The sequence below is a fragment of the Halomonas sp. BN3-1 genome (genome assembly GCF_003056325.1).
Taxonomy (GTDB): domain Bacteria; phylum Pseudomonadota; class Gammaproteobacteria; order Pseudomonadales; family Halomonadaceae; genus Halomonas; species Halomonas litopenaei.
The window spans coordinates 150,988-177,846 of record NZ_PYVV01000012.1 but is presented as its reverse complement, the minus strand read 5'-3'; the positions used below and the strand labels follow the sequence as shown (position 1 = coordinate 177,846).

General features: G+C 65.8%; 26 protein-coding genes and 1 other RNA gene. 7 read left to right on the top strand and 20 right to left on the bottom strand.

Annotated features, from left to right (window positions below):
• From C9F12_RS16825 to C9F12_RS16765, 13 genes are all read right to left on the bottom strand, one after another.
• Positions 1-808, bottom strand: an 808-nt coding sequence (locus C9F12_RS16825; protein WP_114447132.1) for an aldehyde dehydrogenase family protein, incomplete at its 3' end; no start/stop codon positions are given.
• 77 nt (positions 809-885) lie between these two features.
• Positions 886-1,818, bottom strand: a complete 933-nt coding sequence (locus tag C9F12_RS16820; protein ID WP_108449626.1) for an amidohydrolase family protein — start codon at positions 1,816-1,818, stop codon at positions 886-888.
• 9 nt (positions 1,819-1,827) lie between these two features.
• The gene (locus C9F12_RS16815; RefSeq protein WP_108449625.1) at positions 1,828-3,108 is read right to left on the bottom strand and encodes a TRAP transporter large permease subunit; all 1,281 of its coding nucleotides are present in this window, start codon (positions 3,106-3,108) and stop codon (positions 1,828-1,830) included.
• On the bottom strand, positions 3,105-3,686 hold the full coding sequence (locus C9F12_RS16810) for a TRAP transporter small permease (protein ID WP_205254715.1): 582 nt from the start codon (positions 3,684-3,686) through the stop codon (positions 3,105-3,107). Before C9F12_RS16810 ends, C9F12_RS16815 begins: the two co-directional genes overlap by 4 nt.
• Before the next feature lie 59 nt (positions 3,687-3,745).
• The gene (locus C9F12_RS16805; RefSeq protein WP_108449624.1) at positions 3,746-4,741 is read right to left on the bottom strand and encodes a TRAP transporter substrate-binding protein; all 996 of its coding nucleotides are present in this window, start codon (positions 4,739-4,741) and stop codon (positions 3,746-3,748) included.
• 93 nt (positions 4,742-4,834) lie between these two features.
• Positions 4,835-5,830, bottom strand: coding sequence for an amidohydrolase family protein (locus tag C9F12_RS16800; RefSeq protein ID WP_108449623.1), 996 nt, complete (start codon positions 5,828-5,830; stop codon positions 4,835-4,837).
• Positions 5,831-5,855: 25 nt separating this feature from the next.
• Entirely contained in the window at positions 5,856-6,869 is a 1,014-nt protein-coding gene (locus tag C9F12_RS16795; RefSeq protein ID WP_108449622.1) for a TRAP transporter substrate-binding protein, read from the bottom strand.
• Positions 6,870-6,948: 79 nt separating this feature from the next.
• On the bottom strand, positions 6,949-7,950 hold the full coding sequence (gene araD1 / locus C9F12_RS16790; RefSeq protein ID WP_108449621.1) for an AraD1 family protein: 1,002 nt from the start codon (positions 7,948-7,950) through the stop codon (positions 6,949-6,951).
• 7 nt (positions 7,951-7,957) lie between these two features.
• Complete coding sequence (locus C9F12_RS16785) at positions 7,958-9,130, bottom strand: L-rhamnonate dehydratase (RefSeq protein ID WP_108449620.1); 1,173 nt, start codon at positions 9,128-9,130, stop codon at positions 7,958-7,960.
• Positions 9,131-9,206: 76 nt separating this feature from the next.
• Complete coding sequence (locus C9F12_RS16780; protein ID WP_108449619.1) at positions 9,207-10,202, bottom strand: 4-hydroxythreonine-4-phosphate dehydrogenase PdxA; 996 nt, start codon at positions 10,200-10,202, stop codon at positions 9,207-9,209.
• 37 nt (positions 10,203-10,239) lie between these two features.
• Positions 10,240-11,523: a TRAP transporter large permease gene (locus C9F12_RS16775; protein ID WP_108449618.1), complete on the bottom strand. Its 1,284-nt coding sequence runs from the start codon at positions 11,521-11,523 to the stop codon at positions 10,240-10,242.
• Positions 11,520-12,074, bottom strand: coding sequence for a TRAP transporter small permease subunit (locus C9F12_RS16770; protein ID WP_108449617.1), 555 nt, complete (start codon positions 12,072-12,074; stop codon positions 11,520-11,522). The genes C9F12_RS16775 and C9F12_RS16770 overlap by 4 nt, the downstream gene beginning before the upstream one ends.
• 82 nt (positions 12,075-12,156) lie before the next feature.
• Positions 12,157-12,867, bottom strand: coding sequence for a TRAP transporter substrate-binding protein (locus tag C9F12_RS16765; protein ID WP_108449616.1), 711 nt, complete (start codon positions 12,865-12,867; stop codon positions 12,157-12,159).
• Between the two features lie 397 nt (positions 12,868-13,264).
• On the opposite strand from C9F12_RS16765, the gene C9F12_RS16760 reads away from it, so the two are divergent.
• The gene (locus C9F12_RS16760; RefSeq protein ID WP_108449615.1) at positions 13,265-14,005 is read left to right on the top strand and encodes an FCD domain-containing protein; all 741 of its coding nucleotides are present in this window, start codon (positions 13,265-13,267) and stop codon (positions 14,003-14,005) included.
• A 65-nt stretch (positions 14,006-14,070) separates the two neighbouring features.
• Here C9F12_RS16760 and C9F12_RS16755 read toward each other — a convergent pair whose 3' ends face one another.
• Positions 14,071-14,559, bottom strand: coding sequence for a DUF2938 domain-containing protein (locus C9F12_RS16755; RefSeq protein WP_240184284.1), 489 nt, complete (start codon positions 14,557-14,559; stop codon positions 14,071-14,073).
• A gap of 154 nt (positions 14,560-14,713) precedes the next feature.
• Between C9F12_RS16755 and C9F12_RS16750 the strand changes: the two genes are divergently transcribed.
• Complete coding sequence (locus C9F12_RS16750) at positions 14,714-15,235, top strand: helix-turn-helix domain-containing protein (RefSeq protein ID WP_108449614.1); 522 nt, start codon at positions 14,714-14,716, stop codon at positions 15,233-15,235.
• Between the two features lie 127 nt (positions 15,236-15,362).
• Here the strand turns inward: C9F12_RS16750 and C9F12_RS16745 are convergent, their stop codons facing one another.
• The 3 genes from C9F12_RS16745 to C9F12_RS16735 are packed head-to-tail and all read right to left on the bottom strand — an operon-like array spanning position 15,363 to position 17,111.
• Complete coding sequence (locus tag C9F12_RS16745) at positions 15,363-16,103, bottom strand: 16S rRNA (uracil(1498)-N(3))-methyltransferase (protein WP_108449613.1); 741 nt, start codon at positions 16,101-16,103, stop codon at positions 15,363-15,365.
• The gene (gene secB, locus C9F12_RS16740; RefSeq protein ID WP_045990989.1) at positions 16,103-16,645 is read right to left on the bottom strand and encodes a protein-export chaperone SecB; all 543 of its coding nucleotides are present in this window, start codon (positions 16,643-16,645) and stop codon (positions 16,103-16,105) included. Before secB ends, C9F12_RS16745 begins: the two co-directional genes overlap by 1 nt.
• A 43-nt stretch (positions 16,646-16,688) precedes the next feature.
• Positions 16,689-17,111 carry a rhodanese-like domain-containing protein gene (locus C9F12_RS16735; protein WP_045990988.1) on the bottom strand — a complete coding sequence of 141 codons (423 nt, stop codon included), beginning with the start codon at positions 17,109-17,111 and terminating at the stop codon, positions 16,689-16,691.
• 494 nt (positions 17,112-17,605) lie between these two features.
• Between C9F12_RS16735 and gpmI the strand changes: the two genes are divergently transcribed.
• The 3 genes from gpmI (at position 17,606) to C9F12_RS16720 (ending at position 21,827) form a co-directional block, all read left to right on the top strand.
• Entirely contained in the window at positions 17,606-19,177 is a 1,572-nt protein-coding gene (gpmI, locus tag C9F12_RS16730) for a 2,3-bisphosphoglycerate-independent phosphoglycerate mutase (RefSeq protein WP_108449612.1), read from the top strand.
• A gap of 167 nt (positions 19,178-19,344) precedes the next feature.
• Complete coding sequence (locus tag C9F12_RS16725; RefSeq protein WP_045990986.1) at positions 19,345-20,451, top strand: peptidoglycan DD-metalloendopeptidase family protein; 1,107 nt, start codon at positions 19,345-19,347, stop codon at positions 20,449-20,451.
• Between the two features lie 71 nt (positions 20,452-20,522).
• Positions 20,523-21,827, top strand: a complete 1,305-nt coding sequence (locus tag C9F12_RS16720) for a S41 family peptidase (protein ID WP_108449610.1) — start codon at positions 20,523-20,525, stop codon at positions 21,825-21,827.
• Positions 21,828-22,025: 198 nt separating this feature from the next.
• Here the strand turns inward: C9F12_RS16720 and C9F12_RS16715 are convergent, their stop codons facing one another.
• The 3 genes from C9F12_RS16715 to C9F12_RS16705 form a co-directional block, all read right to left on the bottom strand.
• Complete coding sequence (locus tag C9F12_RS16715; protein WP_108449609.1) at positions 22,026-23,288, bottom strand: UbiH/UbiF/VisC/COQ6 family ubiquinone biosynthesis hydroxylase; 1,263 nt, start codon at positions 23,286-23,288, stop codon at positions 22,026-22,028.
• 219 nt (positions 23,289-23,507) lie between these two features.
• Positions 23,508-24,836: a 2-octaprenyl-6-methoxyphenyl hydroxylase gene (ubiH, locus tag C9F12_RS16710; protein ID WP_108449608.1), complete on the bottom strand. Its 1,329-nt coding sequence runs from the start codon at positions 24,834-24,836 to the stop codon at positions 23,508-23,510.
• A gap of 485 nt (positions 24,837-25,321) precedes the next feature.
• Positions 25,322-25,906, bottom strand: coding sequence for a YecA family protein (locus C9F12_RS16705; RefSeq protein WP_045990983.1), 585 nt, complete (start codon positions 25,904-25,906; stop codon positions 25,322-25,324).
• 232 nt (positions 25,907-26,138) lie between these two features.
• Between C9F12_RS16705 and C9F12_RS16700 the strand changes: the two genes are divergently transcribed.
• Together C9F12_RS16700 and ssrS are read left to right on the top strand one after the other, a co-directional pair.
• Positions 26,139-26,450, top strand: coding sequence for a cell division protein ZapA (locus C9F12_RS16700; RefSeq protein WP_045990982.1), 312 nt, complete (start codon positions 26,139-26,141; stop codon positions 26,448-26,450).
• Between the two features lie 210 nt (positions 26,451-26,660).
• Positions 26,661-26,845, top strand: a non-coding RNA gene (ssrS, locus tag C9F12_RS16695) — 6S RNA.
• Positions 26,846-26,859 lie beyond the last annotated feature (14 nt).

The window sequence follows — 26,859 nt, the reverse complement described above, 5'->3', positions numbered from 1 at the left end:
TGATCGAGCTCATCTCGGCGTACACCGGGATCGGCTCGGGACGCGCCTGGGCGGTCTTCATCAGGGCGGTGCCACCGCTGCGCGAGCCGGTGAAGCCCACCGCCTTGATCCGCGCGTCGCTGACCAGCCCCTGGCCGACCTCGCGACCGGAGCCGAACAGCAGCGAGAACACACCTTCCGGCAGTTCACAGCGGGCCACCGCCTTCTGCAGCGCGCGGCCGACCAGCTCGGAGGTGCCGGGGTGGGCCGAGTGGGCCTTGACCACCACCGGGCAGCCGGCAGCCAGGGCGGATGCGGTGTCGCCGCCGGCCACCGAGAACGCCAGTGGGAAGTTGGAGGCGCCGAATACCGCCACCGGACCCAGCGCAATATGGCGCTGGCGCAGGTCGACCCGCGGCATCGGTTCACGGTCCGGCAGGGCCGGATCGTGCCGCACGTCGAGCCATTCGCCGGCGCGCACCACCGAGGCGAACAGACGTAGCTGGCCGCAGGTACGGCCGCGCTCGCCCTCAAGACGTGCCTGGGGCAGGCCGGACTCCTGCATGGCGCGCTCGATCAGGGCATCACCGAGCGCCTCGATCTCCTCGGCAATGGTCTCAAGAAAGGTCGCACGGGCCTCGAGGCCGGTTTCGCGGTAGCTATCGAAGGCCGCCCAGGCCAGTTCGCAGGCGCGCTCGACCTCGGCCTTGGACCCTGCCTTGTAGCCAGGCTCGAGGGTCTCGCCGGTAGCCGGATTGACGGCGTGGATGGGCTCGCCCTTGGCCTCGATGGCCTGACTGCCGATCAGCTGCTTTCCTTCCAGGGTCATGACTCTGCTCCTCGTCGGGTCGTAAAAAACGTCAAATTCGTGGAAAAGATAGATCTAAGGGATGGCACATCCCTGGCTCAGGACGCTGGCTCGCTGATATCGAGGCGATAGCAGCGTACGGCGTTGTCGTGAAGGATCGCCTGTCGGGCCTCGGGCGCCACCTGGGCGATGGCCCGCTCCACCATGGCAAGCCAGTCGGCATAGCTGGCGTTGAGCCCGGTCACCGGGAAGTTGCTGGCGAACACGCAGCGATCTGGCCCGAAGATATCGATGGCCTCCGCCAGGATGGCGACGTTGGCCGCCTCGTCCCAGGCCGCCATGGGGCTACCGAGTTCCGACAGCTTGACCGTGACCCCGGGATTCTCGGCCAGGGCGCGCATGCCCTGGCGCCACTGCGCTAGCCCCGCGCTGGAACGATCCCAGGGCAGCCCGGTATGGTTGAGGATGACCCGCAGCTCCGGCGTCGCCTCCAGGGTGCAAGCGGCAGCCTGCAGATGCCAGGCCGGTACCCGCAGATCCCAGGAAAGCTCCAGCTCTTCCAGCAGACGCAATCCCCGGCACCAGTCGGCGTCCTCCAGTGATCCGGGCTGGCCGTGGACCTCGGCCAGCCTGTCGGGCCGTGCGGCGGTGATCGGCTTGGCGCGCACGCCGCGAAACAGCGGCGAGGCCATCTGCGCTTCGAGCTGAGCCTCGCAGCCGGCATCCAGAAAGTTCGCCCAGCCGACCAGCGCGATGGGCAGCCCGTGGCGCTCGGCGTGGACGGTCAGCCAGCGGGTTTCGCGCTCGGGTTCACGACGATCGGCCTCTGCCTCGCAGTGCACCGTACCGACCAGTCGATAACCGTCCGGCACCAGCGCCTTCAAGTCCGGCGCCTGAAACGGACGCCGGAAGGCCGCGTAGTCACCCAGGAAGAAGTGAGGGTCGATCTCGTCCTCGAGCCAGGGGTAGTGCACGCTGCCGTCCAGGGCCCAGAAGTGATGGTGTGCGTCGATCAAGGGTTGTGTCGTCATGCGGTCTCCTCAACCGGCCAGCCAGTAGAGCGGCGCGGTGATGATCTGGGGGAAGGCCACGAACAGCAGCAGGATGACCACGTAGGCCAGGGCGAAAGGCATGACGCCGGACACCGCCTTCTCGAACTTGAGCTGACCGACGCTGGTGATCACGTTGAGCACATTGCCCACCGGCGGGGTGATCAAACCGATGGCACAGTTCAGCACGAACATGATGCCGAAGTAGACCGGATCGATACCGGCCATCTTGACGATCGGCATCAGGATCGGGGTCAGCACCAGAATGGTCGGGGTCAGATCCATGACCATGCCGACGATCAGCACGATGGCCATGATGGCAAGCATCAGCAGGCGCGGGTCATCGGCCAGCGGCGACAGCAGGTCCGCCACCATCATCGGCAGCTGGGCGATGCTGATCAGCCAGGATGCCACGCTGGCGGCGGCAATCAGGAACATCACCACGGCGGTGGAGCGCGCTGCCTGCACCAGTACCTGATAGAGCTGGGCAAGGCTCAGCTCGCGATAGATCAGCGTCGATACCAGGATGGCGTAGACCGCGGCTACCACTCCCGCCTCGGTGGGGGTGAAGATGCCGGTCTTGATCCCGCCGATGATGATCACCGGCAGCAGCATGGCCCAGAAGCTCTGGCGCAGCGCCTTGAGGCGCTCCTTGCCGGTGGCCTTCTCGGCCACCACCAGGTCTTCCTTGCGGGTCATGAACAGCCACATCAGCACCAGGGTCACGCCCATGATCAGCCCCGGCACGATGCCGGCCAGAAACAGCTTGGTGATCGAAATGCTGCCGGCCACGCCGATGATGATCAGCGGAATCGACGGCGGAATGATCGGCGCGATGATGCCGCCGGCCGCCATCAGCCCCGACGAACGCCCCAGCGGGTAGCCGGCCTCGCGCATCATCGGCAGCAGCATGCTGGCAAGCGCTGCGGTGTCCGCCACCGCCGAGCCGGACAGGCTGGCCATGACGATGGCAGCGAAGATGGCGACGAAGCCGAGCCCGCCCTTGCGATGGCCGACCAGGCTCATCGCCAGCACCACGATGCGCTTGGACAGGCCACCGCGCGACATCACTTCGCCGGCGACCAGGAAGAACGGAATGGCCAGCAGGGTGTAGCTGTCGGCGCCGTTGACCAGGTTCTGGGCCAGAATCTGGGAGTCGAACAGCCCCAGGTGCAGCATCAGCACCACCGCGCTGACCAGCAGCGCAAAGGCGATCGGCAGACTGAGCCCGATGGACGCCAGCAGCGATGTCAGAAAGAGTCCGATGGTCATGACAGCCCCTCCACGGACGGCGCCGGCCGCAACAGCGAGGCCGGGGCCAGCAGCCGGAAGACCAGGATCACCGACATCAGCGCGCCGGCGACCAGTCCGGCCAGGTAGAAGACGCCGACCGGAATGCCGCTGATCGGCGAGACATTGCTCCAGTTGAGCAGCGTCTGGGCATAGCTGCCCTTGAGCAGCATCAGGCAGCAGCCGAGCATGACCAGGGTCACCAGCCTTGCCAGCACCGCCTGCAGCGGCGCCGGCAGGCGATCGCTGAAGGTGGTGACGCTGAGGTGCTCATGACGCATCAGGCAGACCACGGTGCCGAGAAAGGTCACCCAGACGAACAGGAAGCGCGACAGCTCGACGCTCATCGAGATGCCGCTGTTGAAGCCGTAGCGCAGCACCACGTTGGTGAACACCAGCGCGATCATGACCACCAGCGCCATCACCATCAGGGCGTTGAGCAGCCGCTCGGTCCAACGCGACAGTCGCGCGAGAAACGTCGCCGAGCCGGCGCTGTCGCCCTCGCCTCGGTGCTCCGGGGTGGAATGAGTGGAATGAGTGGAACGAGAGGATTGCGACATGGCGTCGACCTCCTGAAGGAGGGGGCGGCGACGCCGCCCCGAAGGTTTCCACGTCGACCTCAGCGGGCGTCCGCCAGGGCCTTTTCAAACTCGGCGACGAAGTCCTCGCCGAGCGCCTTGCGGTGCGCCTCGATCACCGGCGCCAGACGCTCGCCCATGGCCCGGCGCTGCTCCAGCGGTACCTCGTTGATCGCCATCTTGTCGGACAGCTCAGCCAGCAAGCTGGCGTTCAGTTCGCGGCTGGCCTGGCGCTGATACAGGGTGGCCTCGCGGGCAGCCTCACGGACCGCCTGACGCTGCTCGTCGCTGAGGCTGTCCAGGAAGCTTTTTGAGCCGATCAACACCTGGGCGTCGTAGGCGTGGGCGGTCTGGGACAGGTACTGCTGGACCTCGAAGAAGCGCTTGGTGTCGATCACGCTGTAGGGGTTCTCCTGGCCGTCGACGGTGCGCGTCTCCAGCGCGGTGAACAGCTCGTTGACCGGCATCGGTACGGCGTTGGCACCGAGGCCGTTGAACATGTCGATGTACAGCTCGTTTTGCATGGTGCGGATCTTCAGCCCCTCGACATCTTCGGCGGTCTGCACCGGACGGCGGCTGTTGGTGATGTGACGAAAGCCGTTTTCCCAGAACTCGAAGCCGACCAGGCCCTTGTCGTCGAGACTGGCCAGCAGGTCGCGCCCGGCCGGGCCGTCGAGCACCGCGTCGGCGTGCTCGCTGTCGTCGAACTGGAACGGCAGGCTGACCATGCTGAAGTTGGGGTTGAGACTCGCCAGGGTGGCGGTGGACGGCGCGGTAAAGGCCAGGGTGCCAGCCTGCAGCATCGAGGTCATGTTGACGTCGTTGCCTAGGATACCGTTGCTGAACACCTGAACCTTGACCTCTCCTCCGGTCTTTTCCTCGACCAGTTCGGCGAACTTGTTGGCGCCCAGGGTCTGGGGGTGGGTGTCGGGCAGGCTGGTTCCCATGCGTGCGGTGACCGCTGCCTGACTGGTAATGGCGAGACCGAGACCGGCCGTCAGCAACGAAGTGAGTAGTGCCTTCTTTATCATCTTCATCTTGGGGCTTCCTTTTATGTTATTGCTTTTTATGCATTATTCGTTTCGATCCGCGAACCGTTGCCGCCGAGCACTCAGCCATGACGGCGGCTGTCACCCAGCAGCACCGGCATCGTCACCGGTGACGCTGAACGCGTCGCCATCAAGGCCATAGCAGCGCAGGGCGTTGTCGCAGAACATCGCCAGGCGCTGCTCCCGGGTGTAGTCCGCGCTCACCGCCTTGAAGGCGTCGAACAGCTCGGCGAGATCGACGACCAGGCTGTCCACCGGGAAGTTGCTGGCAAACATGCAGCGCTCGGGGCCGAACAGCGCGATGGCGGTGCGCAACACTTCACGGTTGTCGGCGAGCCGCCAGGGTGCGTCAGGCAGCCCGATGCCAGACAGCTTGAGCATGACCTGGGGAAAGGGCGCGACCCTCGCCAGCGCTTCACGCCAGCCGGCCAGGGTGGCCGGCGCGCGGTCCCCGGGTACGCCGGCGTGGTTGATCACCACCGGCATCTCGGGATGACGCTCGAGCAGCGCCACCAGCTCGCCCAAATGCCACCAGGGCACCTGCAGCTCGAAGATCCAGCCACGCCGCGCCAGCGACGCCACCCCTGCCTGGTAACGCGGGCACTCCAGTGAGCCGGCCAGGCCATGGCCCGGCCGATAGTCCTCCCGCGGCAGACTCGCCGGCTTATGGCGCACGCCCTTGACCAGCGCAAAGCGCGACAGCGCCTCCAGCTGGTCCTCGACATCGTCACGATCGAGCCAGGCCTGGGCCAGCATGGCGTCGGGCCAGCCGGTTGCCTCGTGCAACTGCTGGATCCAGGCCGCCTCCTCCACCGCCTGGCCCGGCGCCCACTCGGCCTCCATGTAGACGCAGCCCATCACCCGGTGAGGGCCTGCCAGCCGACGATACTCGTCGGGCAGAAAGGGCCGCCGGATGGCCCCGTAGTCGCCGTAGCGAAACGGGATCATCGGCTCGTCGCACAGCCAGGGATGGTAGTTGTGCGTCGGGTCCCAGAAGTGCAGATGGGCGTCCACCACCGGCAGGTCCCGGTCATCGCCACTGTCCAGAAAGCGCTGGCGCGCCTTTCGCAGATGCATCGCCCTTCTCCTGTCTGTCGCCAGGCTATTCGGCGGCCTTGGCGGCCAGGATGGCGTCGATCAGCTCGCTGCCATACTCGTCGGCGAAGGTCGCCTGCACCGGGTCCGCCACCACCTCACGCATGGAGTCGCGATCCGGGGCTTCCACCACCTGCATGCCCTGATCCTTGAGGAAGGCCAGGTCATCGGCCATGCCTTCGGCAAGCAGCTCGCGCTCGTAGCTGGCAGCCTCGCGTGCGGATTCCACCAGCAGGGTCTGAAGCTCCTCGCTGAGTCCGTCGAAGCGCGCCTTGTTCATCACCAACGGCGCGGCGGTGTAGGCGTGAGCGGTCAACGACAGATGATCCTGGACCTCGTAGAAGTTGGCCGAACGGATCAGGCTGACCGGGTTCTCCTGGCCGTCCACGGTGCGGGTCTCGAGCGAGGTGAACAGCTCGGTAAAGGGCATCGGGGTGGGGTTGGCACCGAGCGCCTGGAAGGCGGCGATATGGGCCGGGTTCGGCGTGGTGCGCAGCTTCAGTCCCTCGATGTCGGCGGCAGACTCCACCGCCCGGCGGGAGTTGGTGAGGTTGCGAAAGCCGATCTCCCAGAAGGCGAGGCCCGTCATGTCGTGCTCGCCGAGCTTGTCGAGCAGCGACTGGCCGACCTCGCCGTCCAGCACCCGATAGGCGTGCGCATAGTCGTCGAACAGAAATGGCAGATCGAGCACGTTGAGCTCACCCACCAGACCGGTGTAGTAGGGGTTGCCGGTCAGCGCGATGTCGACGCTGCCGCTGCGCACGCCGCTGACCAGGGCAGTGTCGCTGCCGAGCTGGCCACTCGGGAAGACGCGCACATCGAGTTCACCGCCACTACCCTCCTTGACCAGCTCGGCGAAGTGTTCGGCGGCCTTGTGCTGAGCGTCCTGCACCGGGTGGGTGTGGGCGAAGGTCAGGGTCGCGGCGGACACCGAGGCGGCGCCCAGCGAGAGGGCACCGGCCAGGGCGGCGAGCGCGGTGAGACGAACCGTTGGAGCAAAGGCGTTCAGGGGCTTTGTCATTGTCGTGACCTCGTCTGAGGTGGAAGACACCGCCACGCCTTCCTGGCGTGGCAGCGACCTGCTCGACGCTCGTCGGCGCCTAGAGCACGCTGGGCCGGATCGCGGCCTCGGGGGCTGCCTCTTCCTGAGCCAGCGGATTACGTAATGGACGCCCGAAGGCAGGCAGTTCGATCTCGAAGCGATCCCCCGGCGCCACCTGAATACCGTCGGCAAAGCTCAAGGTGGCGGTGCCGAAGAAGTGCACATGGACATCGCCGGGCTGGCGAAAGCCGTCGTACTTGAAGTGATGGCGCTCCAGGTTGGCAATGCTGTGGGACATGTTGGCCTCGCCGGTGAGAAACGGCTTCTCCCAGCGCACTTCGCCACCACGGGTGATGCGGCTGACGCCTTCCAGGTGGTCGGGCAGCTCGCCGATCACCAGCTCCGGGCCGAAGCTGCACGCGCGCAACTTGGAGTGGGCCAGCCACAGATAGTTGTGGCGTTCGGTGACGTGGTCGGAAAACTCATTGCCGACGGCGAAACCGATCCGATACGGACGCCCGTCCGGGCCGATGACATAGAGCCCCACCAGTTCAGGCTCTTCGCCGGCGTCCTCGGCGAATGCCGGCGACGGCAGCGCGGCTTCCGGCGCTACCACCCAGCGCCCGTCACCCTTGTAGAACCACTCCGGCTGGGCGCCGCTCTCGCCGGGACCCGGCTTGCCGCCTTCCACGCCCATCTGGAACATGCGCATGGAGTCGGTCAGCTCGGCCTCGCTGGCCCCCTCGATCTTGGCGTGCATGGCGCTGCGGGTATCGGCGCTGCCCAGATGGGTCAGGCCGGTGCCGGTCACCAGGCAGTGGGCCGGGTCCGGGTGGGTCACCGGCGGCAAAAGCCGACCCTGGTCGACCAGCGCCTGATAGTCGAGGGTCGTGTCTTCGAGACGGGCCTCGATCACGCTCTCGAGCGAGGCACCTTCATCGATGGCGATGCGGGCCAGGCCAAGCACACCGCCCTGGACGTCGATCGGCACCACCTGCTCGGAGCCTGTGACCTTGGCCGCGCGCAGGCGGCCCTGGTCGTCAAATTGAATCACGCGCATGGTCGCCTCACTCGATGATGGTGAACTGGTCGAAGTACTCTTCATTGAGTTCCAGCCCCAGGCCCGGCAGGTCGTCGTCCAGGTCGAGGAAGCCATCGACCGGCTCGGGATCGCCCTTGAACAGGTAATAGAACAGCTCGTTGCCGATCTCGACGTCGTGTACCGGGAAGAACTCCGACATCGGTGAGGCCAGGGTCGACATGGTCAGATGGTAGTTGTGCATCTGGCCGGCGTGGGGAATCACCGGCACGCTGAACGACTCGGCGATGGCGTTGATCTTGCGTGCCGCGGTGATCCCGCCCACCCGGTTGGTGTCATACTGGACCACCGACACCGCACGCTTCTCCAGCAACTGGCGGAAGCCATAGTGGTTGAACTCATGCTCGCCGCCGGAGATCGGGATGCTGGTCAGGGCGTTGAGTTCAGCGTAGCCATCGACGTCGTCAGCCAGCACCGGTTCCTCGAGCCAACGCGGCTCGAAGCGCTCGAGCTTGGGCAGGATGCGCTTGGCGTACTCCAGGTTCCAGCCCATGTAGCACTCGAGCATCAGGTCGATGTCGTCGCCGATCACCTCGCGCACCGCGGCCACGCTGTTGAGGTTCTCGCGCACCCCCTCCGGGCCGTCCTTGGGGCCATAGCCAAAGCGCATCTTCATCGCCTTGAAGCCCTGATCCAGGTAGGACTGGGCCTCGCGCTGCATCTCGTCGAGGTCGGTGCGGTAGAGCTTGGAGGCGTAGCACGGGATCTTCTCCTTGGTGCGACCGCCGAGCAGCTTGAACACCGGCTTGCCGACGGCCTTGCCCATCACGTCCCAGATCGCGATGTCGACGCCGGAGATGGCCGCCATGCCGATGCCGCGGCGCCCCCAGGCGTGGGTCGAGCGGTACATGCGCTGCCACAGGTACTCGTAGTCGAAGGGGTCCTGGCCCACCACCAGCGGCGCCAGGTACTGGTCGATGATGGCCTTGGCGATGCGCGGCGCCAGCGCCACGTTACCGAGTCCGACGATGCCGCTGTCGGTCTCCACCTCTACCGTGGTCCAGCCGTGGAAGCGGAAGGTGCCCATGGAGTCGCCCTTGTCCCACAGCTCGTCCATGGCGTTGGAGCAGAAGTGCGCCTGGGGGGCGACGGTGTGGCCCTTCCACTCGAACACTCGGGTGCGTACGTTGGTGATCTTCATGTCGATTCCTGTTGCGTTGTTATTGGGCTGCAAGGCCGTGACCAGGCCCTGATCAGGCCGCCACCTCGGCGCCGTGTCAGTGCTGGCACATGGCCTTGACCAGGTTGAAGGCGTTGCGCGTCGGGGTCAGATTGGCCTTGCCCTGGCCTGCGATATCGAAGGCAGTACCGTGGGCCGGGGAGCCCACCGGTACCGGCAGCCCGCCGAGGATGGTCACGCCGCGATCGAAGCCCAGCATCTTGATGGCGATCTGGCCCTGGTCGTGGAACATGGTCACCACCGCGTCGAGATCGCCGTCGCGGGCCTTGAGGAAAATGGTGTCGGCGGGATAGGGACCGACGATGGGGTAGCCCTGGGCCACACACTTCTCCACCGCAGGCGCGATGATGTCGACTTCCTCGCGTCCGCAGGTGCCGCCCTCGCCACCGTGGGGATTGAAGCCGGCGACGCCGACCCTGGGCGCGTCGAAGCCGGCCTTCTTGAGGGTGTCGTAGATCAGGGTGGCAGCGGAGATGATGCGATCTTCAGTGACGTAGGTGTGCGCTTCCTTGAGCGGAATATGCGACGAGATGCGCGAGGTCCACAGCGTGCCCAGGGTATTGAACTCGCTGAAGAAGGTGGTCACGCCGAATTTCTCGACAAACCAGTGCAGCTCGTCCTCGTGGCCCAGGCCGCCGAGCTTCATGGCGTACTTGTTGAGCGGCGCAAAGCAGATGCCGTCGACCTCGCCAGCCTTGTTGGCCTCGATGCAACGCTCAAGCACCGCCAGCACCGAGGCGCCACCGGCGGCGTTGGCCTCGGCGTAGGCGGTCTGATCCCGGGACACCGTGTCCATCTCGAGAAATACCGGGCCGGCGTGATCGCGCGCCTCGCGGAAGCTTGTCACCTCGGGCAGCTCGAGGCTCACCCCGGCCACCCGCTGGCCTTCTTGCCACAGCCAGCGGTCACCGATCAGCACGGTGTGGCAGTCCTGGGTGGCTTCGCCCTCGGCCAGCAGCTTGGCCACCAGTTCCGGGCCGATGCCACCAGGGTCGCCGAGGGTCAACGCAATCACGGGAGTCGTCTGGGTCATGTCAGGGTTTCCTTGTCGGGTTGGAGGCATGCGGGCACTAGCCGTAGAAGGCATGTACCAGGCTCATGGGAATCGCCGGCACATAGGTGACCAGCATCAGCACCACGAACAGCACGAAGATCATCGGCAGATTGACCTTGGTGACTTCCCACATGTCGGTCTTGGCAATGGAGCAGGAAGTGGCGAGTACCGAGGCCACCGGCGGTGTCTGCTGGCCGATCGCCAGGTTCAGCGTGAGGATCAGGCCGAAGTGGATCGGGTCGATGCCGATCTGCTGTACCAGCGGCATCACGATGGGCACCACCAGAATGATCGCGGCGGCCCCGTGGAGGAACATGCCGAGCAGCAGCAGCAGGATGTTGAGCAGCGCCAGCACGGCCACGGGGTCGCTGGTGATGGCGGTGATCTGGCGCGCCAGCTCCTGGGGCAGCTGCATCTCGGTGAGAAACAGTCCCAGCACCGCCGAGGTCGCCACCAGCAGCATCACCACCGCGGTCTGGATGACGCCTTCGATCACCGCGCGGTAAAGAATCTTGAGATTGAGTTCGCGGTAGACCAGTCCGCCGATCAGCAGCGCCGCCAGCACCGCGATGCCCGCACCCTCGGTGGCGGTGACGAAGCCACCGAAGATGCCGCCAAGGATGATCACCGGCAGGGTCAGCGCCCAGAAGGCGTCCTTGAAGGCCTTGCCCAGGCGGGACAGAGAGAACGCCTCTTCCCGCGGCAGGTCGTACTTCACCGCGTAGTAGTAGCAGGCCAGGGCCAGCCCGACGCCACCAAGGATGCCCGGGATGATGCCGGCCACGAACAGCTTGACGATGGAGGTGTCGGCGATGGCGCCGTAGAGAATCATCGACAGCGACGGCGGGATGATGATCGCCAGCGACGCCGACGACGAGGTGATCGCCGCCGAGAAGTTGGCGTTGTACTTGCGCCGCTTCATTTCCGGGATCAGTACCGAGCCGGTGGCGGCCACGTCGGCCACCGCCGAACCGGAGATCTCGGCGAAGAACATCGAGACGCCAACGTTGACCATGGCAAGGCCCCCGCGCACGAAACCGACCATGGCCGAGACCAGGTTGATCAGGCGCAGCGAGATGCCGGAGGTATTCATCAGGGCCCCGGCGAAGATGAACAGAGGAATGGCGATCAGCGGGAACTTGGTCGCTCCGGTGAACAGCGTCAGCGGCACGTTGACCAGGGAATCGACGCCCATGAAGACGGCGACCCCGACCACCCCGACGGTGCCGATGGCCACGGCGATAGGCACATTGATCAGCACCAGGGCGAACAATGCGGCGATCACGATCAAGAGAGTCATGAGCGGTGCTCCTTCAGGTCTTCCTCGGCGATACGGATGGCCTCCTCGATGGCCTCCTCCTCGCTGTCGATGCCCGCGCGCACCTTGTTCCAGGCCACCGGCAGGCTCAGCAGTTCACACAGGATGAACAGCGCAGCGCTGATCGGAATGACCGACTGGGTCACATCGAGCCCCACCGACGGCAGTGCGACCAGGCTGTCCCAGGCCAGGATCGGCAATACCTTGTAGCCGTAGTAGCCAACCACCACGAAGAAGCCGATGACGATGGCCTCGGAGATCACGAACAGCGAACTGCGAAGGCCAGGGCTAGCCTTGGCCACCAGCCCGGGAAAGCCCATGTGGGCGCGTTTGAGCGCGGCCAGGCAGGCGCCGTAGAAACTCAGCCAGGCGAGGTTGATGGAGGCCACCTCGTCGTACCACGGCAGGTTGCCGCCAAAGGTGCGCAGCGCCACCGCCACCAGCACGATGGTGGTCAAGGTCAGCAGCAGGGTGACGGTGAAGCACTCGAGCAGGCGCTCCAGCCAGCGGCGTGCGGTATCGAGCGGTGTCATGCTCTCGATCTCCTGGGGATGCAGATGGACGGTTGGGTCGGCAAGGGGCGCCACCTGGGCGCCCCTGCAAGCAGGCACTCGCTCACTCTTCGGCCAGCGCCATGGCGCGGTCGATCAGATCCTGGGCACCGTCTACCTGGTTGGCGAAGGCCTCGTACACCGGCGCGCTGGCCTCGACGAAGGCGCCACGATCGACCATGTTGACGGCCATGCCGCCCTCCTCGAGCACCGAGACCAGTTCGCTGTCGAGCTGCTCGCCCTTGGCCAGCGCCCAGCCCTGGGTCTCCACGGCCACCTCCTGAATGGCGCTGCGCACGTCTTCAGGCAGCTTCTCCCAGCCGCCCTTGCCGGCGGTCAGCCAGATCGGCGAATAGACGTGGTTGGACAGTGACAGATAGTCCTGCACTTCCTGGAACTTGGCCCCGTTGATGTTGGAGAGCGGGTTCTCCTGGCCATCGACGACGCCGGTCTGCAGCGCCACGAACACCTCGGAGAAGGCCATCGGGGTGGGGTTGGCGCCCCAGGTCTCGAACATGCGGGTACGCCACTCGCTCTGGGGGGTGCGCAGCTTCTGGATCAGCTGGCGCTCATCGCCGATCTGGCCGCTGTGGTAGTACTCCACCTCGTGGGCGTCGCCCAGACGCTCCTGCAGGGCATCGGCGAAGTACTGTGAGGTCTGGCCCTGCAGACTGCCGGGAGGCCCGCCGATGGCGAAGACGATCTTGTCGGCCTGGGCCGCGGTGGACGCCAGGGCCAGTGCCAGAGCGGAGAGAGTCAGCGTGCACTTGTTCATGGAGGTGCTCCTGTGACGTTGTGTCGTTGTTATGGGTGGTGCCTGCGAAAGACGCCGGAGTCACCTGCTGGCCCTGCCGTGGTGAAGCTCCGCCGCACTCTGGTCTAGTGGTTGGATTACCAGACCAGTTGAAACGAAATCTAGGCGGGGTGTTCCGGACCAGTCAACCTGTTCGAGCAAAAACTAGACCTTTGTCTAGCAGATAAGCGAAAACGACAAGGAGTAAGTTTCGACAGGTGACGATCTGGTCTAACATTCAGACCAGACAACCAGGCCGACGACTCCAACGAAAGTCCCGGTTAGGCCACACCAACAGCGAAACGAACACGTGACTCGGCAGCACCAGACGCTTGGTCGACATCGTCGAGCAACGCCGACGCATCAGGGAGACCACGCCATGGAAACCTCGGCCTTCGCCTTCGAGAAGACCCTGAAGAACAAGACAAAAAAGGACATACTGGCGGACAAGCTGGTGGGCATGATTCTGGATGGCCTGTTGCGCGACGGCGACGTGATGCCAAGCGAGCGGGACCTGGCGCAACTGTTCGGCGTCAGCCGCGAGACGGTGCGTGGCGCCATGTCGCTGGTCAGCGGCTACGGCCTGATCAGCGTGTCCCACGGGGCCAAGACCCGGGTGTGCGCCTCGGACAAGGCACTGGAGGCCTATCGTCGTCAGCACGGCTTCGACGAGGGCCACGCCGTCAATCGCCACGACGTCGACAGCGTGTTCGAGAGCCGCATCGTGGTCGAGGCCGCCATTGCCCGCAAGGCCGCCATGAACATCGACGACGATGGGCTTATGCGGCTGGAGCGGTTGCTGGAGGCCCAGGCAGCGATGTTCGACTCCCCGGTGCCCTTCCAGCTGTCGGACCAGAACTTTCACAAGCTGATCTCGGAGTACGCCCGCAACGAGATCCTCGCCGGCTACAGCGAGGAACTCTACGCCTACGGCCTCAATGTGCGCCGCCAGGTGATGATCGAACCCGGCGCCATCGAACGCAGCTATCGCGAACACTGCCATATCCTCGAAGCCTTGCAGCGCCGTGATCCCGACGCCGCCGAGCGCGCCATGCTGGCCCACCTCGACAGCGTCTACCGCACCACCCGGGCGAAGCTGGGGCAGGACCAGGGGCAGTAGCGCCCATTGGCAACCCGCACCGGGACGAGCCGGGGAGAAACGCTACGGGGAGAAACGCTAGAAAGCTAGAAGGCGAGCATGCCCCCAAGCCCGGATACCCACAGGCCGATACCGAAGTTTGCGTGCGCCGCCAGGCTGCGAAGCCTGGCGATGTTTGGCCGAGGCGTCCTGCGGGCGGCGATGCCTGCGCCCAACCCCGGTTGCAGCACCAGAAACGGGGCGAGCACCGTCACCACACCGAACACCAGCGCGGGCACGAGCGCCGGTCGATCCAGCCAGTCCGGCCCTGCGGATATGACAAACACCAGGGCGAACACCACGCCTATCAAATAGTGAAACGTCCACCCCAGCGCCGCCTCTGCGCGTATCGGCGCGCTTCCCGAGATGGGGCGATGGACGATAGTGCCTCCCGCCAGGTGGCCCAGCCAGCGCCCCACCAGGGCGTAGTCCAGGGAGGGAATGCCGAGTACTCGGCGCTGCACAAGCGCGACGACATCCATGAAGGCGGTCGCCCCCACGCCAAGCCAAATGGCATCAACCAGAAGTCCTGCCACTGCACTACTCCTTCAGCAAAGAGAGCCCGCTGCCGAGCCGATCGAAGAGAAACGCATCCTGAGGATCAAGAGACGGCAAGGTCGCGCGCTCTCTTGCAGATTCAGGCAAAGCCGAAGTAGCTTACGACCTCAAGTCAACTTGAGGTCAAGCGCCATGCTCGACATCTCCGAGGTCTCCCGGCAAAGCGGCGTCGCCGCGTCGAAACTGCGCTATTACGAAGAGATCGGGCTGATCCGCTCGATCGGACGTAGTGGGCTGCGGCGGGTCTTTGCACCGGACGTGCTGTCACGCCTGTCGCTGATCGCCCTGGGACAGGCAGCCGGGTTCTCGCTGGCCGAGATAGGCGACATGCTTGGCCACGAAGGCAAACCCGACATCGACCGCGAAAGACTGGGTGCCAAGGCGGACGCCCTGGATCGGCGTATCAAGCAATTGAGCGCGATCCGCGATGGCCTGCGCCATGCCATGACCTGCACCGCACCTCGCCACCTGGAATGCCCCACCTTTCAGCGCCTGATGCGCATCGCGCTTGCCAAACAGTCAGCGCGGGGGCCTGGGCGACAAGGGGCGAAAGGGGCGAAAGGGGCAAAAGCAGCGAGAGGGGCGAGAGGGGCGAGAGGGGCGAGAGAGGCGAGAACCCAGCATGGACAAACAAGACTGAAACGAGATGGCTGAACGGATCTCTGCCAGTAGCGCAAAAAAGGCCCGACTCCTCGAAACAGGAGCCGGGCCTTTTTCAACACGCGGATCAGGATGCCGGATCGGGTCAGCCGGGACGACGCTGAGCGCCAATAGTAAGCACTTACATATCCCCGAAGCGTGACTGCAGAAGCGTCAGCGCGACCACCGGGGCGGTTTCGGTACGCAGGACCCGTGGTCCCAGGGTCAGCGCCGCAAACCCTTGTGCCGTCGCCGCCTCGACCTCGCGGGGGGAGAGGCCACCCTCGGGGCCGATCAGCACGCAGGCGCTGGCGACATGCTTGGCGCGCTCGAGCACACCTGGCGTACCCGGGTGGAGCACCAGCCTGAGCGCCTCGTCACGCTGGCCCAGCCACTCGCTCAGCGACTGCGGGGCCTTGACCTCGGGCACCGTGGCGCGGCCGCACTGCTCGCAGGCGCTCACCGCCACCGCCTGCCAGTGGGCCAGCTTCTTTGCCTCACGCTCGCCCTTGAGGCGCACATCGCCGTGCTCGGTGTACAGCGGAGTGATCGCGGCGACGCCGAGCTCCACCGCCTTCTGGATGGCGTAGTCCATGCGATCGCCCTTGGAGATCGCCTGCCCGAGATGGACGGACAAGGGCGATTCGCCCTTTCCATCGCGCACTTCGAGTATGTGAACGCTTACTTTCTTGCGATCGGACTCGGCGATGTCGGCACGGGCTTCGCGACCCTGACCGTCGAACAGCACCAGGGAATCACCGGGCTTGAGCCGCAGCACGCGCCCCACATGTCGCGCGGCTCCTTCGGGCAGAACGACGTCGCCGCCGGCGACAAGCGCGGCGGCGACGTGGATGCGGGGGCCCTGGAAGGCGGCGTCGCTCATCAGTGGGCGGTCGGCGCCTGCTCGCCCTGGGCAGTGCCCTGAGCATCGCCCTGCTCGGCCTCGCGGCGCTTCTTCTGGGCGTAGAGCGCCTCGAAGTTGACCGGTGCCAGCATCAGCGGCGGGAAGCCGCCACGATTGACCAGGCTGTCGACACACTCGCGGGCGTACGGGAACAGCACGTTGGGGCAGAAGGCACCCAAGGTGTGGTCGAGCTGGTCACCTTCGATGCCGGTGATGCGGAACAGGCCGGCCTGTTCGATCTCGGCCAGGAAGCAGGTGGTGCCGCTCTCGCTGTGGGTGACCTGGGCGGTGACCTTGATCACCACCTCGAAAAGGCCGTCGGCGACCTTGGTGCTGCGGGTGTCCAGGTCGAGGCCGACCTTGGGCTTGAACGGCTGACCGAAGACGCCAGGTGAGTTCGGCGCCTCGAAGGAGATGTCCTTGACGTAGATGCGCTGCAGCGAGAACTGCACCTGCGGCTTTTCCTGATCCTGCTGACCGGCGGCCTGGGCGCCAGCGTTCTGGTTGTTGTCGTCTGCCATGAGAAAGATCCTTGAATCGGGTAATCAGAAATCGTGCGGACGGTCACTTCTTGACGATGGGCAGGTTATCGGTCTGCCACTGGGTCATGCCACCCTTGAGCTTGAACACGCGCTCGAAGCCAGCCTTCTTGAGCTTGGCCGCCACGGCACCTGAGCTCTGGCCGTGCTTGCACACCACCACGATGGGCGAAGCCTTGACCTTGTCGAGCTCGTTGATACGGGAATCGAGGCTGCTCTGGGGAATGTTGCGAGCGCCGGCGATGTGTCCCGCCTTGAAGTCGTTCTTGTCGCGAACGTCCAGAATTACCGCGTCTTCGCGGTTGACCATCTGGGTCGCTTCGCTGGTGGTGACGCCACCGGCGTTGGCGTTGCGCAGCTCATACAGCAGCCAGGCCGTCAGCACGGCCAGGAAGGCAGCCACCAGCAACGGGTGATTCTGCACAAATTCGAACAGCTGATCGATCATGGGGTCGGCTAACTCTCGTCGGATGCAAAAATGGTGGTGGCCTGGGTGGCGAAATCGGCGTCCATGGCCTTTGTTACAAGATCTATGTCACAAGACCTGTGTCTCAAGGCCGGTGTTGCGAGTCCAGTCTAAAGACCGGACGACGCGAGACGCAGGTACGTTGCCCGCGCTCGATCACCGCTACCCGCCGCAGGGCGGCCAGTATACACGACTCGGGGGCGATGCCGCCTGCCTCCGGACACTGCCTCGTCGGGTCAATGACGACCGCTGCCAGCGTGCGATATGATGCCGCAAGGAGGATCGTGTCGCGAGCCTGAAACCGCAAGCCACGAGACTCACGAAGACGCGCCGATCTTATTGTCGGGCGCGCTTCCCGAATCGCCAGGCACCAGCGTTTACCCACGACACCCCAGGACATCCGGCGACGACGCCAGGCGTCGAGCGCCAACAAAAGGATGCCGGGCGAGGTCATCTTGAGCTAGAGGCAATTCCTCATGACGGATACTGCGACCGCACCGCGCCCGGTGGCGCTGATCATCCTCGACGGCTATGGACACAATGAAGACGCCGCGTCCAACGCCGTCGCCGCCGCCGACACCCCCAACATGGACCGCCTGTGGCAGCAACGCCCGCACACCCTGATCCACACCGATGGCCGCCACGTGGGCCTGCCGGACGGTCAGATGGGCAATTCCGAGGTCGGTCACATGAACCTCGGCGCCGGGCGCATCGTCTACCAGGACTTCACCCGCATCACCAAGGCCATCGAAGACGGCGAGATCGACGACAATGCCGTGCTGACCGCGCCCATCGACGCGGCGGTGAAGGCGGACAAGGCGGTCCACCTGCTCGGCCTGCTGTCCCCCGGTGGCGTTCACAGCCACGAGGATCACCTGCTGGCAGTGGCCGAGATGGCCGCGCGGCGTGGCGCCAAGCGCATCTACCTGCACGGTTTCCTCGACGGCCGCGACACCGCGCCCAAGAGCGCCAGAGCCTCCATCGAGCGCGCAAACGCCAAGCTCGCCGAGCTGGTGGGTCAGGACAACGGCTTCGTCGCCTCGATCATCGGCCGCTACTTCGCCATGGACCGCGACAACCGCTGGGACCGTGTCGAGAAGGCCTATCGCCTGATCACCGAGGGCCATGGCGAGCACCAGGCCGAGAGCGCCGAAGCCGGCCTCGACGCCGCTTATGAGCGTGGCGAGACCGACGAATTCGTCGCCGCCACCAGCGTGCGCCCGAACGGCAAGCCGGTCGCTGCCGAAGACGGCGATGCCGTGCTGTTCCTGAATTTCCGCGCCGACCGCGCCCGCGAGCTGACCCGTGCCTTCGTGCTCGAGGACTTCGACGGCTTCAACCGTCAAGTACAGCCGACGCTGGCCGCCGACGGCCTGGTCATGCTGACCCAGTACGCCGCGGATATTCCCGCGCCCTCGGCCTTCCCGCCTGCGGACCTGAACAACACCCTGGGCGAGGTCATGGAGAAGCGCGGCAAGACCCAGCTGCGCATCGCCGAGACCGAGAAGTACGCCCACGTCACCTTCTTCTTCTCCGGCGGCCGCGAGAAGGAATTCGAGGGCGAGAAGCGCGAGCTGATTCCTTCACCCCAGGACGTCAAGACCTACGACGAGAAGCCCGAGATGAGCGCCTTCGAGCTCACCGACACCCTGGTCGACGCCATCGACGGCGGCAGTTTTGACCTGATCATCTGCAACTACGCCAACGGCGACATGGTCGGCCATACCGGTGACTTCAACGCCGCCAAGGCCGCCATCGAGGCGGTAGACAAGTGCGTGGGCCGGGTGGTCGAAGCGATCGAGCGCGCCGGCGGTGCCTGCCTGATCACCGCAGATCACGGCAACGCCGAGCAGATGGTGCACCCCGAGACCGGCAACCCCCAGACTGCGCATACCACCTTCCCGGTGCCTCTGGTGTACGTGGGCAGCCGCGAGGCCCGGCTAAAGGACGGCGGTCGCCTGTGCGACCTGGCGCCGACCCTGCTGACCATGATGGGCGAGTCGGTGCCGGAGGAGATGACCGGCGAGGTACTGATCGAGCTGTCGTGAAGCCTCTGCGCACCGCAGCCCCAGTCGCGCCATCGAGGCGCCAGCCCGGCAGCTGCCCACCACCACGTACGACGCCGCCCCGCCCGGGGCGGCGTTGTGGGTTTGTCCGCGCGGCTGTCGCCCTGGGCGCAGCGGTCCTGTGGCTGGGTGGCCTGCCGCTCACTCCTGTGACGCAGGCCGGCCTGCCGCTCGCTCAGGCCAGTCCCAGCGAGCAGCAGGCCAGGCAAAGGCTCGACGCCATCGGCGAGCGTATTCAAGAGGCCAGTCAGCGCCTGGCCAGCACCGATAGCGCCCGCGACCAGGCCAGCGAGGCCCTGCGCGAGGTGGAAACGGCACTGGCCGAGACCCACCAGCGCCTGGATACGCTGCAGGCCGAACGCCGCCGGCTCGATCAGGAGATGGCCGAGCTTGCGCATCGCCGAGAACTGATGGAAGCCGAACGCCGGGAGCAGCGGGCAGCCCTGGGTCGTCAACTCGATGCGCTCTATCGCATGGGCCTGACACCACAGTTGAAGCTGCTGCTGAATCAGGACGACCCGGCACGACTGGACCGCCTGCAGGCCTATCTCAACCATCTTGCCGACGCCCGCAACGAGCGCCTCGACCTGCTCGCTGAACTGGACCAGCGTCTGGATGACAACCGCCGCGAGCTCGAACACCGCAGCGAGGAGCTGGCTTCCCTGGAGGCCGATGTGGCGGCCCGTAGCCAGGCCCTGGCCAGGCAGAGCCGCGAGCGTCAGGCGCTGGTGGCACAGCTCGACCAACGCTACGACACCGAGGCCTCGAAACTGGCCTCGCTGGACCAGGACCGGGCCCACGCCGAGCGGGTGCTGCGCGAGGTGCAGGAAACCATGGCACGGCTCGAGCGCCCGCCGCCGTCCACCGCCATCGAGCGCACCCGGGGCGACCTGCCGTGGCCGGTTCAGGGCATGATGCTGTCGCGCTTTCGCGAATCCCGCGGCGTCCACCGCAACGGCATCCTGATTCAGGCGCCATCCGGGACTTCGGTCGAAGCGGTTCACCCCGGCCGGGTGGTGTTCGCCGACTGGATGCGCGGCTTCGGCAATCTGCTGATCGTCGACCACGGCGACCAGGTGATGACCCTCTACGCCCACCTGCAACGCTTCGAGACGGAGGTCGGCAGCCGTGTGGAGCGCGGCCAGACACTGGGCCGCGTCGGCGTCAGCGGAGGCCGCGACGCTCCGGGGCTGTATTTCGAGGTACGCCGTGGCGGTGACCCCATCGATCCTGGTGGCTGGATCGCGCGGCGCTGAGCACACGCCATTTTCAACCATCCGGCCTAAGGCTATGCTTGAACCTTGCCCCTACGTCGAGCGGAGACCGCATGACCGAACCCCGAGCCGCCCACCGTCCCCCGCGCCTCAAGACACTGACCGGGACTTGCCTTGCGTGGTGCCTCGCCGCGTCCCTGGCCTGGCCTTCGCTGGCCAGCGCCCAGGCGACCGACGATGATCTGCCGATCAGCGAGATCCAGGCCTTCTCCGAGGTGTTCGAGCGGATCAAGCGCGGCTACGTGGAAGAGATCGATGATGCGACCCTGCTCAAGAACGCCATGCGCGGCATGCTCTCGGAGCTGGACCCCCACTCCAGCTACCTCGACGCCGAGGCCTATCGCAACCTGCGGGAGACCACCGAAGGCGAGTTTGGCGGGATCGGCATCGAGGTCGGGCTCGACGACGGCCAGCTCACGGTGATCTCGCCGATCGACGACACCCCGGCCGAGCGCGCGGGCCTTCAGGCTCAGGACGCCATCCTGCGCATCGACGAGACCCCCACCGATCGGCTATCCCTGCAGGAAGCGGTGGACATGATGCGAGGCGAGCCAGGCACCGAGATTCGCCTGACCGTGGTCGGCGCCGGCGATGGTGCTCCACGCGAGGTCACCCTGGCTCGGGAAATCATCCGCACCGACAGCGTGAGGAGCGACATCCTCGAGCCCGGCTACGGCTATCTGCGCATCAGTCAGTTTCAGGCCCGCACCGGCGAGCAGGTCGAGGATGCCCTGACCGAACTGCGCGACCAGGGGGCTCTGTCAGGCATCGTGCTGGACCTGCGCAACAACCCCGGCGGCGTACTGCAGTCGGCGGTGGACGTGGCCGACGCCTTCCTCGACCGTGGCCTGATCGTCTACACCGAGGGGCGCCTGTCCGATAGCGACATGCGCTTTTCGGCGACCCAGCGCACCGCGGCGCCGGAGGTGCCGCTGGTGGTGCTGATCAACGGCGGCAGCGCCTCCGCCGCCGAGATCGTCGCAGGCGCCCTGCAGGACCAGCGCCGAGGCGTGGTGATGGGCACCGAAAGCTTCGGCAAGGGCTCGGTGCAGCAGATCATGCCGCTGGGCAATGGTGAAGGGCTCAAGCTGACCACCGCGCTCTACTACACCCCTAACGGTCGCTCGATCCAGGCCCAGGGTATCGAGCCCGACGTCGAGGTCGTGCGCGGCCGTCTCGAGGTCGCCGATACCAGCAACCTGCGCATTCGCGAGTCTGACCTGGAAGGGCACCTTGGCGATGGTGGAGATCGCGCCGGCAGCAGCCGCAGCGATCGGCTGGACGGCGACTACCAGTTGGGCGAGGCACTGAATCTGCTGAAGGCGCTGAACGTGATCAGTCAGCGCGACACGCGCTAGGGCTTGTCTGAAAAGTGCCTGCGCTCGGTAATACGGCGTTAAAAATCGGCTGGTGCGCCAGCCCGGTCAAAATGCTCATTTACACCCCGTAAACTGCGCTTTCTCACCGATTTTTGCCTTGTCTAACCTTCGCTCGTCGACTTTTCGGACAGCGCCTAGGCCGGGCGACGAGGCCCCGGCCCGCGCTCGGCCTGCCCCCTAGCGACAGCTAAGCGGCAGGCGCCCGCGTGAGCCGGTGGCCTGCTGCATGATCAGGCGCTTGATCGCAGACAACCGGTCGACGCCGGAAAGCCCCAGGTTGCGCGCCAGCGTCAGACCCGGGTGGCGGCTGCCGAACAGACGCCGAAAGCCTTCCATCAGCACCAGCATCATGGCGTTATCACCACGCCGACGTCGCTCATAGCGGGCCAGCAGGCTCACGCCGCCAGGTGCTACACCACGACGGCGTCCGTTCAGCAACTCTTCGGCCAGTACCGCCGCATCGAGAAAGCCCAGATTCACCCCCTGGCCGGCCAGGGGGTGAATGCTGTGAGCGGCGTCGCCGATCAGCGCAAGCCCCGGCAGGTGGTAGCGCTCGGCGTGGCGCTGGCTGAGCGGAAAACTCCTGGCCTCATCCAGCACCTCCACCGCACCCAGGCGATGATCCAGCGCCTCGGCCATGGCCTGGCCCAGCGCCGCCGGCGAGAGTGCCGCCAGGCGCTCGGCTTCCTGCGGGGTGGTGGACCAGACGATCGAGCAGTAGTGGCTGTCTCCCGCCACCGTCAGCGGCAGGAAGGCCAGGGGGCCGGTGGCCAGAAAGGCCTGACGGGCTACACCGCCGTGACGCCGCTCGGTCTTCACCGTGGTCACCAGCGCGCACTGCCCGGTGTCCTGTTCACGTACCGCTATCCCGGCCAGCTCGCGCAGCGGTGAACGTGCACCGTCGGCGCCGACCACCAGCGGGGCGGCCAGCACGCTGCCATCATCCAGGGTCACCCGCCGACGAACGGCGCCGTCGTCCAGCGCCACCACCTTGCGACCATGCAGGCGTTGCACCTGAGGCAGCCTCGACAGTTCGGCTTCCAGCGCCGCCAGAATCACATCGTTTTCGACGATATGGCCAAGCACCGGTACGCCGGCCTGATCGGCGCGAAAGCCAACCTCGCCGGAGCCGTCGGCGTCCCACACCTGCATGGCGGTGTAGGGCGTGGCGCGCCAGGCGTCGATGCGCGACCAGGCACCGAGGCCTTCCAGCAACCGTCGAGACACCGGGGTCAGGGCGCTGACGCGGGGGGCCGGCACACTGCCCGGCAGGTCATCCGAGTCCAGCGGGCCCGGACGCGGGTCCACCATGGCGACCGTCCAGCCTTCCCGTGCCAGCAGCACGGCCAGTACGGCACCTACCATGCCGATACCGGCGATCACCACATCGACTCCCGTCGGCGCTGCCTTGGCGGCTGAACCCTCTGCCTGCTCCTTCATCGGCGTCTCGCTCTCCCAGTCTTCCTGACAACCACTGACTCGCTTGCGCCACGTGCCTTTGCGGATTCGCCCTCAGGGTCCCGGCAACGCAGCGCACCCAGTGTACCGCCAAGGGCATTCCTATGCTCGACCGCCAGGCTTTCAGGGGCAGCTGCCTGACGCCACGGCAAGGCTCTGTGGGCCAGATGACACCAGCGGGCCAGGGTTGCCCCTACCCAGTTATCGTTCGCTGCCCATGGCCCGCCTGGCGAGGCCCCGCCTCAGCGGCCCTGCGAGGTTCAGGCCAATCAATCCCGCGGCACGGGCGTGGGACAGCAGTGGCTGGTCGATGCCGAACAGCCGAATCAGGCCGTCGCTGAAGCGCACCACATTGCGCTGGTCCGCTTCGCGGCGTCGCTCGAAGGCGGCCAGGGTCGCCGCGCTGCCAGGCGCCTGGCCGGCCTCGAGCCCTTGCTCGATGGCCTCGACCAGGTCGATCACCCCTCGCAGCGCGAGGTTGAAGCCCTGGCCCGCGACCGGGTGCAGGGCATGTGCGGCGTTGCCCAGCACCGCCAGCCCCGGCCGTGTCGTCTCCCGCGCGGTGACCAGCGACAGCGGGTAAACGTGACGCTGGCCGACCTTGACGAAGGCGCCGGCTCGATCGCCAAAGGCGACCTGCAGCTCTTCGAGAAAGGCGCGGTCCGACAATGCCAGTCGGCGCTGTTCGCTGCCCTTTTCATGGGTCCACACCAGCTCCATGGCCTGGCCCGGCAGCGGCAGCAGCGCCATCGGGCCTTGCCGTGTGAAGCGCTCGTAGGCAACGCCCTGGTGGGGGCGCCCGACCGCGACATTGGCGATCATTGCCACCTGATCGTAGGGGGCCGCGTCGCTCTCGATCCCCAGCGCCTCCTTGAGGCCAGAGCGACCGCCGTCGGCCAGCACGGTCAGGCCGGCCTCCAGCACGCTGCCGCTGGACAACCACAGACGATGGCCTGCGGCCACGGGTTCGATACGCTCCACCCGAGCCGGACAGTGCCAGTCGAGCGGCAGCTCGGCCAGGCGGCGATGCAGCACCCGCCCCATCCAGGCGTTGGGTACCACGTAGCCGAGCGCCTCGACGCCCATTTCGTCGGCACGCAGGCGCGTCGCACCAAGGCGCCCCTTTTCGCTGACATGGATCAGCGAGATCGCGCTGGCCTTCGCGGCCATGGCCGACCACACCCCGAGGCGCGAAAAGTGCGCGGCGGACCCCGCCGCAATGGCGCTGGCGCGGGCGTCGAAGCTTGGCTGCCAGGCGTCGTCTTCTCCCGCCGAAGGCGCCGCTTCCTGCGGAGACGGTGCGAGCGGTGCCATCGGTGCGGCCTCGACCACCGCGACGTTGAGGCCGGAATGTTCGATCAATTCCGCCAAGGCCGCCCCCAGGCTCGCCCCCACCAGCCCCCCGCCGATGATCGCCACGTCGACCCGCTCGACCGTATGGCCACCTTCCTGGCAAGACGCCTGAGGGGCGTTCGCTGAAAGGCGGCTTGCCGTTGGTTCCACAGTGCTCTCGGGGGTGTCTTGCGGCATTACTGTATTCCTGTAATAACTTTACGTAATCAAACATTTATTAGCGTGCTAGTTGGCTATAAAACCACCAACTGCCCTGGCGAAACAGCACCCTGATTTATACCTCAACCACCAGCATCCCTCCCTTACAGGACTTGCTACAAGACACTCTTCTGGAAAATTGGCGCACCCATGTGCGCGGTAATCCGACGATCATCCGGTCCACGACTACCCGATCCACGACTACCCGGTCGTCGACCAGCGGCGACGCCCCGGGCGGCGGCGAGAAGCGTCCACCACACCAGAGGCACGCACCGATGAAAAAGCTGTGATCGCCGAGAAAGGCATGATCGCCAAGGATAGGTAAGCGGCCGATTGGCCGGCGACTCGAGCCCAGAAGTGCGCTGCCGGATCGATCACACCATCCAGCATAGCAGGCTCTGGCGACGGGAAAAGGAGGGAAAAATCCCGAACTTTGCAGGCATCGTTCGGGACTTTGGCAAGCGTCAGTGGGTGGTGGGGGGCGTCTCGTCGACCTGCTCGACCTGCGGGGTGCCAGGGTGCTGTTCGGTATAGAGCAGCATCGCCGCCATGCGGGCGTGTTCGGTCAGGGCAAAGAGGTCGTTTTCGTTCTCGGCGCTGTCGTCGATATCGGTCTCGATGGCGGCCAAACCCGCGAGATCCTCGATGGCCTCCCTGAGCGGCTCGGACCACTTCTTTCTGGGCGCGTCGCCTGCATCCTCCACCACTTCGAGAAAGCCGAGGGTCCATTCCTTGAGGCCCTGGGCACGCTCGGCCAGCGAGAACATCTCGTCAGGCAGCAGCGGTTCGAAGTTCAGCTCAGTGCTGGCCAGGGCGTCCAGGGTCTGGCGGCGCCAGCCGAGCAGGCGTTCGGCGCTGGGCTCGTCTCTGGGCTGGTCGACCCCGAGGGTCAGGCAGACCTCCTCGAGCCAGGCCTCGGCGGTGAGGTCGTGCAGGCCGAGTGCCGCGCACAGGCGCCCGTCGAGAAAGGCCGGCGACTGCATGCTGCCATGCAGCAAAAAGGTGTCGGCGATGGTGGAGAAGTCCTGGCGTTCGTTGATCAAAGACATGATGATATCCGCTGAAGAAGAGGTTCAGGGTGGCAATACCGCGGCGCCCCCGGGGTGACCAGAAGCCGCTTGCCCATGGCATCGGCAAGCGCCGTCGGTGATCCCGTCTTGAGGTGTCGCGTTGACCCCCCGCTGAAGGCTCTCTTATAGTGACTCGCAATCGATCCCCGATGGTAACGCATCCTGCCCGTTCGGCGCTGCGTTAGCCAAGGCCCGCCCCGGAGCCAGGCCCATGAATGACACCAAGCGGCATACCACTGACATTACGCTGCTAGAACGCCCCTACACCATCGCCTGTGCCCCCGAGGAGCAGGAGGGACTGGAGCGTGCTGCCCGCTATCTGGACCAGGCCATGCAGGGGATCCACGCCCAGGGCAAGGTGGTGGATCGGGAGAAGATCGCCATCATGGCTGCACTCAATCTGGCCCACGAACTGCTGGGCCTGCGTGACGAGAAGCGAGCAGGCGAAGCCAGCCTGAGCGAGCTGAACACCCGCCTGGAGCAGGCGCTCGCCAAGGCGCCGAGTCGCGATTCCGACGTCTGATCAAGGCTGATCAGGGCTTTCGGTACCTGAGCCCGCATCACGTCCCGTACCGCCCCGGTGGTCCGCGCCCCGCCTCATCTGCGAGAGCCGTGCCAGCATCTCATCCCCTTGCTGGTGTCTCACGACCAGCGCGCCTGGTCGACACTGCCTCCCCAAGCACTCGAAGGCATCTTCACTTTGGCGCCAGGCCCCGGTCTGGTAGCATGGAGGAGTTCCCTGGGGTGTGCGCCAGTCGTTACAGTCCCTCGAGCCTATGCGCAGTACCCAGGGGGCCAAATGCTAGCCGGGCCCGTGTGCAAGTCCGTGCGACGGAAAGCCTGACGGCTCGGCTGCGGCCACCCACCTTGAACCTATGGGTTCAAGGGCCAGAACGACAGCGGCACTCTGGGGAACCTCGAATGAACGATCT

Bases quoted from the DNA above. Each gene is read 5' to 3' on its own strand.
- C9F12_RS16820 (WP_108449626.1), bottom strand. From the start codon at position 1,818: ATGACGACACAACCCTTGATCGACGCACACCATCACTTCTGGGCCCTG.
- C9F12_RS16815 (WP_108449625.1), bottom strand. From the start codon at position 3,108: ATGACCATCGGACTCTTTCTGACATCGCTGCTGGCGTCCATCGGGCTC.
- C9F12_RS16810 (WP_205254715.1), bottom strand. From the start codon at position 3,686: ATGTCGCAATCCTCTCGTTCCACTCATTCCACTCATTCCACCCCGGAG.
- C9F12_RS16805 (WP_108449624.1), bottom strand. From the start codon at position 4,741: ATGAAGATGATAAAGAAGGCACTACTCACTTCGTTGCTGACGGCCGGT.
- C9F12_RS16800 (WP_108449623.1), bottom strand. From the start codon at position 5,830: ATGCATCTGCGAAAGGCGCGCCAGCGCTTTCTGGACAGTGGCGATGAC.
- C9F12_RS16795 (WP_108449622.1), bottom strand. From the start codon at position 6,869: ATGACAAAGCCCCTGAACGCCTTTGCTCCAACGGTTCGTCTCACCGCG.
- araD1 (WP_108449621.1), bottom strand. From the start codon at position 7,950: ATGCGCGTGATTCAATTTGACGACCAGGGCCGCCTGCGCGCGGCCAAG.
- C9F12_RS16785 (WP_108449620.1), bottom strand. From the start codon at position 9,130: ATGAAGATCACCAACGTACGCACCCGAGTGTTCGAGTGGAAGGGCCAC.
- C9F12_RS16780 (WP_108449619.1), bottom strand. From the start codon at position 10,202: ATGACCCAGACGACTCCCGTGATTGCGTTGACCCTCGGCGACCCTGGT.
- C9F12_RS16775 (WP_108449618.1), bottom strand. From the start codon at position 11,523: ATGACTCTCTTGATCGTGATCGCCGCATTGTTCGCCCTGGTGCTGATC.
- C9F12_RS16770 (WP_108449617.1), bottom strand. From the start codon at position 12,074: ATGACACCGCTCGATACCGCACGCCGCTGGCTGGAGCGCCTGCTCGAG.
- C9F12_RS16765 (WP_108449616.1), bottom strand. From the start codon at position 12,867: ATGAACAAGTGCACGCTGACTCTCTCCGCTCTGGCACTGGCCCTGGCG.
- C9F12_RS16760 (WP_108449615.1), top strand. From the start codon at position 13,265: ATGGAAACCTCGGCCTTCGCCTTCGAGAAGACCCTGAAGAACAAGACA.
- C9F12_RS16750 (WP_108449614.1), top strand. From the start codon at position 14,714: ATGCTCGACATCTCCGAGGTCTCCCGGCAAAGCGGCGTCGCCGCGTCG.
- C9F12_RS16745 (WP_108449613.1), bottom strand. From the start codon at position 16,103: ATGAGCGACGCCGCCTTCCAGGGCCCCCGCATCCACGTCGCCGCCGCG.
- secB (WP_045990989.1), bottom strand. From the start codon at position 16,645: ATGGCAGACGACAACAACCAGAACGCTGGCGCCCAGGCCGCCGGTCAG.
- C9F12_RS16735 (WP_045990988.1), bottom strand. From the start codon at position 17,111: ATGATCGATCAGCTGTTCGAATTTGTGCAGAATCACCCGTTGCTGGTG.
- gpmI (WP_108449612.1), top strand. From the start codon at position 17,606: ATGACGGATACTGCGACCGCACCGCGCCCGGTGGCGCTGATCATCCTC.
- C9F12_RS16720 (WP_108449610.1), top strand. From the start codon at position 20,523: ATGACCGAACCCCGAGCCGCCCACCGTCCCCCGCGCCTCAAGACACTG.
- C9F12_RS16715 (WP_108449609.1), bottom strand. From the start codon at position 23,288: ATGAAGGAGCAGGCAGAGGGTTCAGCCGCCAAGGCAGCGCCGACGGGA.
- ubiH (WP_108449608.1), bottom strand. From the start codon at position 24,836: ATGCCGCAAGACACCCCCGAGAGCACTGTGGAACCAACGGCAAGCCGC.
- C9F12_RS16705 (WP_045990983.1), bottom strand. From the start codon at position 25,906: ATGTCTTTGATCAACGAACGCCAGGACTTCTCCACCATCGCCGACACC.
- C9F12_RS16700 (WP_045990982.1), top strand. From the start codon at position 26,139: ATGAATGACACCAAGCGGCATACCACTGACATTACGCTGCTAGAACGC.